Source organism: Xanthomonas axonopodis pv. maculifoliigardeniae (assembly GCF_041519315.1).
GTDB lineage: Bacteria > Pseudomonadota > Gammaproteobacteria > Xanthomonadales > Xanthomonadaceae > Xanthomonas > Xanthomonas euvesicatoria.
In genome coordinates, this window is record NZ_CP167998.1 from 2907763 (window position 1) to 2920005 (window position 12243).

A 12243-nucleotide genomic window follows, 5' to 3' on the forward strand; every position below is an offset into this window, starting at 1 on the left:
GGCGCGGACCCTCCCAGGTGCCGTGGCGCCATGGTAGACGCGCACTCTGCTGTTCCGCACCACTGCATACGTATTCATGGGTTTCCAGCAGTGCGTAGCACGGCGCATCCACTGCAAGGCACTGCATAGTCACTGCTTGCGCAACGGTCACCTTGGGAGGGGATATGCCGCTGTCTTCACGTCGAGCGCACTCGACACTGGGCGCCGCATGGATCGCCCAGCTGCTGGTCCTCACGCTGTTCGGCGGTGCCGCGCCGCAGCTGCATGCCGAAATCACCACCGTCAGCGTGGAGTCGCCGAACAAGGTGCTGCAGGTCAGCCTGGAGGTGGATGGCGGCACGCCTTATTACCGCGTGCAGCGCCTCGGCGAGGCGGTGGTGCAACGCTCGCGGCTGGGGTTCGAGCTACGCGACGGCCGGCTGGACCGCGGCATGGCGGTGCTTGCCCAGGCGCGCCAAAGTCACGATGACACCTGGGAGCAGCCCTGGGGCGAGACGCGGCTGGTGCGCAATCACTACAACGAGTTGCGCGTGAGCCTGGGCGAGCGCGACGGTGCGCAGCGCATCTTCGACGTGATCTTCCGCGTCTACGACGACGGGCTGGGCCTGCGCTATCACTTCCCCAAGCAAGCAGGCATGCGCGAGGCGATCATCGACGAGGAAGTGACCGAATTCGCCATCGCGCAACCGGCCGATGCCTGGTGGATTCCCGCAGGCGAGCCGATCCACTACGAGTATCTGTATCGGCACACGCCGTTGAACCAGGTTGCGCTGGCGCATACGCCGCTCACGCTGCGCACCGACAGCGGGCTGCACATCGCACTGCATGAAGCGGCCTTGGTCGACTACGCCGGCATGTGGCTGCGCCGCACCGACAACCAGCGCCTGCGCGCGCAGCTGTCGCCGGCTGCCGAAGGCTGGAAGGTGCGCCGCAGCCTGCCCTTCGATACGCCATGGCGCACGCTGCAGATCGCCGATCAGGCCACCGGCCTGGTGGAATCCAACCTCATCCTCAACCTCAACGAACCCAATGTGCTGGGCGAGGTGAGCTGGATCAAGCCATCCAAGTACGTGGGCGTGTGGTGGTCGATGCATCTCAATCAACAGACCTGGGCCACCGGGCCCAAACACGGCGCAACCACCGCGACGACAAAACGCTATATCGACTTCGCCGCCGACCACGGCTTTCGCGGCGTACTGGTCGAAGGCTGGAATCCCGGCTGGGACGGGGAATGGTTCGGCAATGGCGGCAGCTTCGATTTCACCCGGCCCACGCCGGATTTCGACCTGCCAGCACTCAGCAGATACGCCGCCGCCAAGGGCGTACATCTGATCGGCCATCATGAAACCGGGTGCGCAGTGGACCATTACGAAGATCAGATCGCCGAAGCGATGGACTTGTATGCGCGCTTCGGCGTGGACTCGGTCAAGACCGGCTATGTCTGCGACGACGGCCAGGTGGAACGGCGCAACCCCGCGGGCGGCACGCCGCTGCGCGAATGGCACGACGGGCAATGGATGGCACGTCACCACCTGCACGTGGTGCAGGAAGCGGCGCAGCGCCACATTGCGGTCAATGCGCACGAGCCCATCAAGGACACCGGGCTGCGCCGTACCTATCCCAACTGGATCTCGCGCGAAGGCGCGCGCGGCATGGAATACAACGCCTGGGGCCAGCCGCCCAATCCGCCCGAGCACGAAGTCAACCTGGTGTTTACCCGGCTGCTCGCCGGGCCGATGGATTACACGCCCGGCATCGTCAGCCTGAAGGGCCGCAACGGCCAGGCCATTCCCAGCACGTTGGCGCGGCAGCTGGCGCTGTATGTGACGCTCTACAGCCCGATCCAGATGGCCGCCGATCTGCCCGAGCATTATCTGCAACACCGCGATGCGTTCCGCTTCATCGAAGATGTGGCGGTGGACTGGGACCAGAGCCGCGCGCTGAATGGCGAAGTGGGCGATTACGTCACCATCGCACGCAAGGACCGGCACAGCCGCGACTGGTTCCTGGGCAGCATCACCGACGAACACGGCCGCCTGCTGCAGGTGCCACTGGGCTTTCTCGAACCCGGCGTGCGCTACATCGCGCAGATCTATCGCGATGGCGACGGCGCGGACTATGCCAGCAACCCGTTCGCCTTCGTGCGCGAAGAACGTCAGGTCAGCAGTGCCGATACGCTGGAGCTGCGTCTGGCACCGGGCGGTGGTCAGGCCATTCGCTTTGTTCCGATGGGTGGCAAACGCTGACCACGACATCGCTTGGGCGCCAATGCGCACAGCCAGCACGATCGATTGCACGGCGCAGCGGTCATACCGCCGCTGCGCATCGCGCAGCATGTCCTTGCTGAGCGCAATCACCTGGCCGTCGCCGGCATGGCCCTGGGTGGAATCGATTTCATCGCGCAACACCGCAGTGAATACGTATGCAGTGCACGTTTGCACCCAGGTGCCGTGTCTACCATACGTCGCAGTCGTTTGACGTCCATCGTGGCACGCGACGCATGACATCCAGGCAGCCCTGCCGGATCAAAAATCAAAAAACAACATGTACCTGGGAGGGGAAAATGTTGAAGCACAAGCGCTCCGCGCTGAGTATCGCCCTGGCCGTTGCCATGGCACCGACATGGGCCGCCGCGCAAACGGCAACGCCTGCACAAGCAAGCGACGCCCAACAAGGTGCGTCCGAACAGACTGCCGGCGCGGTCACCGACTTGGACAAGGTCCAGGTCACCGGCCTGCGCCGCGCAATCGAAGGCGCCATCTCGGTCAAGCGCGATTCCACTTCGATCGTGGAAGCCATTTCGGCCGAAGACATCGGTCGCCTGCCGGACGTCAGCATCGCCGAATCGCTGGCGCGCCTGCCCGGTCTGGCTGCGCAACGCGTTGCCGGCCGTGCGCAGGTGATCAGCGTGCGCGGCCTGTCGCCGGACTTCTCCACCACGCTGCTCAACGGGCGCGAAGTGGTCAGCACCGGCGACAACCGCAGCGTGGAGTTCGACCAATATCCATCAGAACTGGTCAGCGGCGTCACCGTCTACAAGACACCGGATGCCGGCCTGGTCGGTCAAGGCCTGTCGGGCACGGTGGACATGCAGACCGCCCGCCCGCTGAGCTACAACGAGCGCGTGATCGCCATCGGTGGCCGCTACCAGCGCAACTCCTTGGGCAAGGCCGCCAACGTCGACCCCTACGGCAACCGCTTCAATGTCAGCTACATCGACCAATTCGCAGACCGCACCATCGGCCTGACCATCGGTTACGCGCATACCGACATGCCGATCCAGGAAAACCAGGTAGGCCTGTACGAACCGTGGCAGCAGGTCAACGCGCAGCGGCAGCGTCCTGGTGTCGCCGATGGCGTGTATTTTTCCGATGGCATCAAGGCGCTGCGCCGCACCGGCAACCAGAAGCGCGACGGCGTCATGGCCACGCTGCAGTATCGCCCGTCCAATGCCTGGACCAGCACGCTCGATGCCTTCCACACCGAAGCCGAGCAGATCGACACCGCCAACCAGTTCGAGCTCAATCTGAGCAACTACAACGGCGGCTACACGCCCGGCCTGAACATCAGCAACGTGCGCGTCAACGATCGCAATACCTTCATCGGCGGCGATGCCAGCGGCGTCTATCCGTTGGTGCGTGGCATGTACAACAAGCGCGAAGACAAGATCGACGCCTTCGGCTGGAATAACGAAATCACGGCCGGCTCCGTCAAGATCGTCGCCGACCTGAACTACTCCAAGGCCACACGCGACGAACTGAACCTGGAAAACAATCTCCAGCGCGCACCGATGCCGCAGCTGGATACCGTGGGCGTGTCGGTTGTCGGCAACGGCTTCTCGCAGCTGACGCCGGGCATGAATTATTCCAATCCAGACGAGCTGTTCCTCACCAACACCATCTATGGCTCCGGATACGGCAAGGTGCCAAGCGTGGAAGACGTGCTCAAGGGCGCGCGGCTGCAGGCCAGCTTCCCGATGCCCGAAGCGCTAAGCTGGTTCTCGGACCTGGATGTGGGCGTCAACTACGCCAATCGCGAAAAGCAGAAGACCCAGCCCGAAGGCAATATCACCCTGGGCGCGCAGGGCGAGGCCACGGTGGCGGCAGACCTGCAATACGCGCCGGTCAATCTCGGCTTCGCCGGTCTCGGCTCCCTGCCTGCGTGGAATGTGCCGGCCACGGTGGCGCGCTATATGTTGTTCAACCCCAGCGACGACGCCTCGTTCCTGGTGTCCAAGGCCTGGACGGTGGAAGAAAAAATCACCACCGCCTGGCTGCGTGCCAATATCAATACCGAGTGGGGCGAAGTAGGCGTGCGCGGAAATATTGGCGTGCAGCTGCAAAGTGCAGACCAGTCCTCGCAGGCCAACTACTGGGACGCCTCGCAGCCGGCCGGTAGCGAAGTGCGGCCCATCGACGATGGCAAGACCTATCGCGACTGGCTGCCCAGCTTGAACCTGGCATTTCAGTTCCCGTACGAGCAAACGCTGCGCTTCGCCATGGCCAAGCAGGTCGCACGCCCGCGCGTGGATCAACTGCGGGCATCGCTGGAATTCGGTGTCGACACCTCCACCGGGCGCCCCGGAGCCAGCGGCGGCAACCCCATGCTCGATCCATGGCGCGCCAATGCCCTGGACATCTCCTACGAGAAGTATTTTGCCGACCGTGCTTACGTGGCCGCGGCGTTCTTCTACAAGGACCTCAAGAGCTACATCTACACCCAGAGCCGCGACAACTACGATTTCTCCGCACTGGTCGCCGGCTACGTGCCGCCGCCGGGCTCTGCACCGGTGCTGACCACCGGCACCTTCAGCGCCCCGTTCAACGGCAAGGGCGGCACCTTGCGCGGCGTCGAACTCACCGCCTCGCTGCCGCTGGATCTGATCTTCGCGCCGTTGGAAGGCTTTGGCATCCAGGCCAGCGCCACCTTCAACGACAGCGACGTCAAGATCCGCGACCCGGAAAGCGCCTCCAGCGTGGGCGACGGTGAAATCAGCCTGCCGGGCTTGTCCAAGCGCGTGTACAACCTGACCGCGTACTACGAGCACAAAGGCTTCGAAGCACGCGTCAGCCAGCGTCGCCGCTCGGACTTCATCGGCGAAATCGGCAACTTCAACGGCAACCGCACGTTGCGCTACGTGGTCGGCGAAAACATCACCGACGCGCAGATCAGCTACAACTTCAGCGAAGCCAGCAGCCTATCCGGCCTGACCCTGTTGCTGCAGGCAAGCAACCTCAGCAACTCCCCGTATCGCACGTACGCAGAAACCAAGGACCGCCCGCTGGAATACATCGAGTGGGGCCGCACCTTTGTGCTGGGTGTGAATTACAAGTTCTGAGCCATTGCAGGGATAAATGGCGCTGTTAGCCCCTCTCCCTCCGGGAGAGGGGTTGGGGTGAGGGTACGGATCCCACGCGAACACCCTCGGCATCCAAAAAGCCCTGCTTTCACCTCCTAATCGATCTCCCGACAGGAGCGATGATCTATTACGCGCAATGCAATCACGGCGTCTCGCTCTAGAACTTCGAAATCTCCACCAAGGAAAAGCCGCCGGCTAAACACCGGCGGCTTTTCTTTGAACAGCATTTTCCCTTCGAGTCGGATCGTCTGGGACAGGCTGGAAGGAATCGAGCGCAAGGCCCACACGCGCGCACTTCACGTCCTGCAGTTTCCGAGCGCCAGACATCCTCTGAAAGGTTAGCCGCGGCATCGCTTGGGAATATGCTTTCGCAATCGATTTTCATCAGGCAGCCGATTCTTCAAATTTGATCGACCAAGAGGAGATACCTGACCATCTCCTACAGCGGCGCCACTACATAACTCATCTCGATTCGCCTACCAGGCACCGCGCATCGCATGCACGCCAACTCGGATCTAACACCCACCACAAAAAAGCGAGGCATCCCAAAGGAACGCCTCGCCGGTATCAATCAAACACACCCATCAAGCTTTCTGTGAAGCGGTAGCGTCACTCCCCGCCCATTGCACAAACGACGGCGTGCCCCGGCAAGCGCACGCGACCATGCTCGATCACCCCACGCTCCACCCCCGGCACATCGATCTGGCGCCATGCACCTGCAGGCAGTGCCAGCTCGGTGATGTCGGCAGACAAATTGAACGCCAACAGCATGACCTGGCCGGCATGCTCACGCCGGAACATCAGCACCGGCTCTGCGGTGTCGTAGAACGCGATCGCCCCTTCCCGCAAGGCCGGCATGCTTTTGCGCCAACTCAGAAATGCCCGCACGGCGCTCAGCACAGACTGGGCATCGTCCTGCTGCACACTCACTGCAGCCAGACGATGCGGCTCGGACAACGGCAGCCACGGCTTGCCGCTGGTGAAACCCGCCGACGGCGCATCGGTCCACGGCATCGGCGTACGGCATCCATCGCGGCCCTTGAAAGTCGGCCAGAACGTGATGCCATACGGGTCCTGCAGATCCTCGAATGCCACATCCGCCTCGCCCAGCCCAAGCTCCTCGCCCTGGTACAGGCACACCGAACCACGCAACGAACATAGCAGCGCCACCACCATGCGGGCGAACGCAGGCGACGCATCTTCGCCGCCCCAACGCGTCACCGCACGCACCACGTCGTGATTGGAAATCGCCCAGCACGGCCAGCCTTCCAGCATGGTCGCCTCGAGCCGGCTGACCGTTTCACGGATATACGCAGCACTGTAATCCTGCACCAACAGCTCGAAGCTGTAGCCCATGTGCAGACGGCCCTTGGCGGTGTACTCGGCCGTGGTCGCCAACGAATCTTCCGAAGAAATCTCGCCCAGGCTTACCGCATTCGGATAGCGATCGAGCAGCGCACGCAGGCGCTCCAGGAACGCCAGGTTTTCCGGCTGCGTGTTGTTGAAGTAGTGGTATTGATAGGCATACGGATTGTCCGCACTGAAGCCACGCCCTACCCGCTTGTCGGCCGGCTTGGCGGGGTTATCGCGCAGCTGCGCGTCATGGAAGCAGAAGTTGATCGCGTCCAGGCGGAAGCCATCCACTCCACGGTCCAACCAGAACCGCACATTGTCCAGGGTTGCCTGCTGCACCTCGGCGTTATGGAAATTGAGGTCGGGCTGGTCGACCAGGAAGTTGTGCAGGTAGTACTGCTCCCGCCGCGGCTCCCACTGCCACGCCACACCACCGAATAGCGACAACCAGTTGTTGGGCGGCGCCCCGTCCTCGCGCGGATCGGCCCACACATACCAATCCGCCTTCGCATTGGTCCGGTCCTGCCGGCTTTCCTGGAACCATGCATGTTCGATCGAGGTGTGGCTCAACACCTGATCGATCATCACCTTCAGGCCAAGCGCATGCGCCTTGTCGAGCAGACGGTCGAAATCGTCCAGCGTCCCGAACAACGGATCCACCGCACGGTAGTCCGCGATGTCATAGCCGAAATCTGCCATCGGCGACTTGAAAAACGGCGAGATCCAGATGGCATCCACGCCCAGCCCGGCGATGTAGTCGAGCTTGGCGATGATGCCCGGCAGATCGCCGACCCCATCGCCATTGGAATCCAGAAAGCTACGCGGATAGATCTGATAGATGACGGCCCCGCGCCACCATGGTGTCTGCAACATGCACGCCCCTCCCGGGCCACTGCTGGCAGCCAACACGGCCACCGACTAAGGGCGTTAGCCTAGCGGTGTGGCACTCTGTGGGCGCGGACGTGCATACGTATTCATTGCGCTTGCTGAAAGATCGCGAGGCCTTGGTCAAAATTGGGTGGCGTCGCAGCGACACTACAACCTGAGATTCGGCGTCGGTGAGCTTGAGCCCTTCCATGTAATCGTCGCGAGTGGCATTGGGGTTCGGCAGCAGGGGCGACGCCCCCCCGATTTTGAGTAGCACCTCAGTTTGGAGTCCAATTCCCTAACTCGAGGAGATTGGACGTCAAGAAGCGTTTTTCTGAAGAACAGATCATCGGCTTCCTGCGCGAAGCTGATGCCGGTGTGGCGATCAAGGACCTGTGCCGGCGGCATGGCTTCAGCGAGGCTTCCTATTATCTGTGGCGCAGCAAGTTCGGCGGGATGAGCGTGCCCGATGCCAAGCGGCTCAAGGACCTTGAGTCCGAGAACGCGCGGCTGAAGAAGTTGCTGGCCGAGCAGCTGTTCGAGAACGACCTGATCAAGGATGCACTGCGAAAAAAGTGGTGAGCGCACCGGCGCGTCGCATGCTGGTGCGCGAGTGGATCGGGCGTGGTGCCAGCGAGCGTCGTGCGTTGGCAGTGATCGGCATGAGCGCCAGTGCGCTGCGATATTGCCCGCGCGAAGATCGCAACGTCGAACTGCGCGAACGCATCTGTGCGTTGGCGCATCGCCATCGCCGTTATGGTGTGGGGATGATCTATCTCAAATTACGACAGGAAGGACGCATCGTGAACTACAAGCGTGTGGAGCGGTTGTACCGCGAGCAGCAGCTGCAGGTCCGGCGCCGCAAGCGCAAAAAGGTGCTGATAGGAGAGCGTCAGCCGCTGCTGCGGCCATCGCAGGCCAATCAGGTGTGGTCGATGGATTTCGTGTTCGACCGCAGCGCCGAAGGCCGAGTGATCAAGTGTCTGGTGATCGTGGACGATGCAACCCACGAAGCGATCGCCATCGAGGTGGAGCGCGCAATCTCGGGCCATGGCGTGACACGCGTGCTGGATCGGCTGGCGCACAGTCGCGGCTTGCCACAGGTGATCCGCACAGATAACGGCAAGGAGTTTTGCGGCAAAGCGATGGTGGCCTGGGCACATGCGCGTGGCGTGCAGTTACGGCTGATCCAGCCTGGCAAGCCAAACCAGAACGCCTACGTCGAATCGTTCAATGGCCGGCTGCGCGACGAATGCCTCAACGAGCACTGGTTCCCAACCCTGCTGCATGCGCGTACCGAGATCGAACGCTGGCGACGCGAATACAACGAGGAGCGACCCAAGAAGGCCATTGGCGGCATGACGCCATCTGCGTATGCCCAACAGCTGGCCAACACCGATATCATCAACCCCGGACTCTAAACCCGGCCGCTACTCAGAGCGGGGGGACGTCGCCCTCACCACTTGAGCCTGGCATCGCGTACTTGACCAGGAAAGCAAGCGCCACTGCGCCAACCACCTTCGTCGCCAGGCTCACCGTGAAGCTCAGCACCGACAACGAAAACACCATCCCTAACCCATATAGCAGCCACTTGCTGAACAACGACTTCGTCGCCTGGAACAGCAGGCACATGATGAACAAGGGACCGAAGCCCACAAATAGTGCCATCCCAATCTTGTTCAACAGCAGCAATGAGCCGCCCACCACCCCGGGGCCGGCCATCCCTACCCCAGTGAACCAGCGCGCGCGGGTCTTCTCGTCGTCGCGCTGTTGGTTGCCTGCTGTCTGGATCTGATCGATGCTCATCATCGCGATCTGCATCAACCCCAGATTCTTGTCGATCGCATCGTAGGGACTTTTCGAATCCCCGGTCACTACTTGGGTAATGGACTGGCTGACACCCTCCGTCAGCGTCCAGTACAGTTTTGACGAACCCTCCGCCATGCTCGTCGCCAGGGCGATGATCAGCGAGGCGCGCAGCGCCGTCACCACCAGGCCCATGGCCGCCTCACGCGACTGCCCGGTCACGATCCGGTAGCCCTGGATCAAAATCCACAGCGTCAGCACCGTGAGCGCCACCACCCCCACCCACACCGTCGTCCGCTGCAACAGATTCCACTGGAAAATCGCAATCTCATTACGCGAATCGTTGCAAGTACAGCCAAGGCGGACATTCCTGACCATCTTGGCGATTTGGCAGTCGCTGAAACGCAACGGCCAGCACTTCCAAATTACATGGACATCGAGCGCGACGAAGTTTCCTGAGCCTGCACCTGGGTGGCCTGACGCTGGCTTTCCTCGGCTGCTTGCCGGCTGCTGTTTTCCAACGGCTGATTCTGCGCTTGGCTGCGATCCACAAAAACCCGCTGCATTGCCGGGTCGGTCATCTCGCCCTGCACTGCGAAGAAGCCGTCGCCGCTCTTATTGGGCACCACATGGTCGATGCGTTGGAGACCGCTGACCTTGGACTCGAACACGATTTGGCCGGCTGCCTGCTCGAGTTCCTTGCGGTTGGCAAAACCGCCACGTTCCCCCAGCGCTTCGAGCTTGCTCACTGCACCGTTGTACATCGCGTTATCGGGATGGCGAGGGTCAGACAACAAGAGGCTGGAGGCTGCCTGTGCCGGCGCAGCAAGCGCGGCCGTATGCTCAGGGTGCTTGGATGTCCCCTGGGTCAACGCCTTAGCCAAAGCGGCCTGGGTCTGCTGACCTGCGACGCCGTCTATCTGCAACCCGTGCTCGCGCTGGAATTGCTCGACAGCGTGTTTGGTGTTGCCGCCGAAATCGCCATCCGCGTGCAGCGATTTGCCATCGCGACCAAAAGCGCCGAGTTGCGCAAGTTGGCCTTGCAAATGCTTCACTTGTTCGCCGCGCTCGCCTTGTTCCAATTTGCCGTCCTGTGCGGCATCGCGTTTGTGCTGTTGGGTTTGTGCAAGCTGCTGGGGAGGCTGAGAATTGATTTGCTTCCATGCCTGCTCAGGCGCTACGCCGCTTTCGATTGCCTGACGATATGACTGACGCATCGCATTTAGCGCATTCTCTGTCTCTGCATTGGTAATCGAAGCATGATTCGAGCCACCCGGCTTGTCGTAATAGCTTTTACCAGTATCAGGGTCAGCAATACTTGCCCATTCTTGCGCGAGCGCAGTTTGCGCACCATTTAACGATGAACCGGACGCGTCAGTAATATAGTTGCGAACTGCAGACCTCTTGTGGGTAATCAGATAGTCTGAAAACACTTGGTCTTGGATCTCTGGCGTAAACGCCTCAGACCGTTCCAGATCCAACTTATTTACAGCATCCTTCATCGTGAAAGGGATGACCTGGTAGCGCCCCACTGCAAAAAGTCGCTCTTGGTCGCCCCTCGGCAACGCTTGCGCATCCATGACATCGCCGACCGTCATAGACGAGAAGTCTATAGGTCCAGTGCTCCCGCGAATATGCTCACGCCCATCGCTGCCGATGTAAGTACCTCGATTATAAGAATTGTAGTTACCGCGACCAGACTCTCCCCGCTGAATTAAATCCGCCAAAGGACTGCTCATATCTAAACACCTCCTGTGAAATTAAATATAAATCGAATCAATTAGCTTTAGAGGACACATCCCACCAGGAAACGAAGAGCCTTGACTTTTCACCCTCCACCAGTGCGTCCCGAATTTCCCCATAGGTAGATACCTTAAGTGATTGTCGATGGTCAACACTGGAAAATTCGGTTATGCAATGCCCGTCCCCACTACAAATATTCAGTTCTGGCACCTCATCACAGATTGCACACTGCTCGGGATCTTTCGAGCACACGCTTTCAAAATCGTCGCCAACAACATTTTTCTTACATTCAGCACTTACTACCGGCTTCCAATTTCCGGCAATAACTTTTTTTCGAAGATCGCCGTAAGGCATACCTTCTTTAAAACCGCGCGCAAGCTTTTGGATATCAACTGATTCGGAGTCAGGCGTTTGAGTTGCATTCGCCTTGGAGGCAGCCCGTGGCTCCAAAACCTCATTTGAGTTTTTTTCTCGACGCCCAGATTCATCGGCTGGTTTATGTGAATTTTGCGATTGACTGGTTAATCTTTGCCGCTCAGCGTCCTGATCGCACGCTGCTAGAAATAGCAGCGGCACCAACCCTAGCGAGACAGACAGTTTTCGCAAAAAGTCCATTACCCACACCTCGCCTTAATAACTTAGTGATATTTTCTGAAAATCGGATCAGTACAATCTGAGTACATTACCTTGCAGGAACCCGTTTCACTTTTTTCACAACTCTTCTTTGCCAACTGAACTGCCACTTCCTTACTCTCGGCAGCTTGGAAATAGGTATCAGAATGAGAAGCAGCGAATGCTGCACACTGATTCCTGTAAACCAAGTGGACCTTACAATCCGATGCGCCACCCAATGCGCACTGATGCACGGCAGACCTTCTAGCATCTTCTTCGGACAGCTTCGCAATTGATGTTCCAGCTTCACCTGTCGATTGAGAGGTAGCAATAGCACCCCATGTCTTAATCCACTCTCCCGTGGGTCTAGGAGGAGGCGTCGGAATGTCGCCTCTTGACGTGCCAGAATCAGGCCCGCACTGCGGGCTACCAGGAGCGACGCCAACGGGACAGGCCGTTTGAGCAAAAGCACAATTGACACTCATCAGTGAAAATAACAACGG

General features: G+C 60.2%; 7 protein-coding genes and 2 pseudogenes. 3 read left to right on the forward strand and 6 right to left on the reverse strand.

Annotated features, from left to right (window positions below):
* Positions 1-164 precede the first annotated feature (164 nt).
* On the forward strand, positions 165-2246 hold the full coding sequence (locus ACDH77_RS12570) for a glycoside hydrolase family 97 protein (RefSeq protein WP_218489148.1): 2082 nt from the start codon (positions 165-167) through the stop codon (positions 2244-2246).
* 3 nt (positions 2247-2249) lie between these two features.
* Here the strand turns inward: ACDH77_RS12570 and ACDH77_RS12575 are convergent.
* A pseudogene (locus ACDH77_RS12575) lies at positions 2250-2575 on the reverse strand (hypothetical protein); the annotation flags it as partial.
* Here ACDH77_RS12575 and ACDH77_RS12580 point away from each other — a divergent pair.
* Positions 2564-5338, forward strand: a complete 2775-nt coding sequence (locus ACDH77_RS12580; protein WP_031423254.1) for a TonB-dependent receptor — start codon at positions 2564-2566, stop codon at positions 5336-5338. The pseudogene ACDH77_RS12575 and the gene ACDH77_RS12580 sit on opposite strands and share 12 nt — an antisense overlap.
* A gap of 630 nt (positions 5339-5968) precedes the next feature.
* On the opposite strand, the gene ACDH77_RS12585 is transcribed toward ACDH77_RS12580, so the two are convergent.
* The gene (locus tag ACDH77_RS12585; RefSeq protein ID WP_031423256.1) at positions 5969-7585 is read right to left on the reverse strand and encodes an alpha-amylase family glycosyl hydrolase; all 1617 of its coding nucleotides are present in this window, start codon (positions 7583-7585) and stop codon (positions 5969-5971) included.
* Between the two features lie 306 nt (positions 7586-7891).
* Between ACDH77_RS12585 and ACDH77_RS12590 the strand changes: the two genes are divergently transcribed.
* Positions 7892-9000, forward strand: a protein-coding gene (locus tag ACDH77_RS12590; protein ID WP_228729825.1) for an IS3 family transposase whose coding sequence is annotated in 2 segments (ribosomal slippage) — positions 7892-8156 and positions 8156-9000 — 1110 coding nt in all. Because the reading frame shifts where the segments join, the coding sequence is not laid out codon by codon here.
* 31 nt (positions 9001-9031) lie between these two features.
* On the opposite strand, the pseudogene ACDH77_RS12595 reads toward ACDH77_RS12590, so the two are convergent.
* The 4 genes and pseudogenes from ACDH77_RS12595 to ACDH77_RS12610 all read right to left on the reverse strand — a co-directional run.
* A pseudogene (locus tag ACDH77_RS12595) lies at positions 9032-9763 on the reverse strand (type IV secretion system protein); the annotation flags it as partial.
* A gap of 47 nt (positions 9764-9810) precedes the next feature.
* Positions 9811-11124, reverse strand: a complete 1314-nt coding sequence (locus ACDH77_RS12600) for a peptidoglycan-binding protein (RefSeq protein ID WP_228729037.1) — start codon at positions 11122-11124, stop codon at positions 9811-9813.
* A gap of 37 nt (positions 11125-11161) precedes the next feature.
* Positions 11162-11743, reverse strand: coding sequence for a hypothetical protein (locus ACDH77_RS12605; RefSeq protein WP_146200117.1), 582 nt, complete (start codon positions 11741-11743; stop codon positions 11162-11164).
* Positions 11744-11766: 23 nt separating this feature from the next.
* Positions 11767-12225: a DUF4189 domain-containing protein gene (locus ACDH77_RS12610; RefSeq protein ID WP_080721440.1), complete on the reverse strand. Its 459-nt coding sequence runs from the start codon at positions 12223-12225 to the stop codon at positions 11767-11769.
* Between the last annotated feature and the right edge of the window lie 18 nt (positions 12226-12243).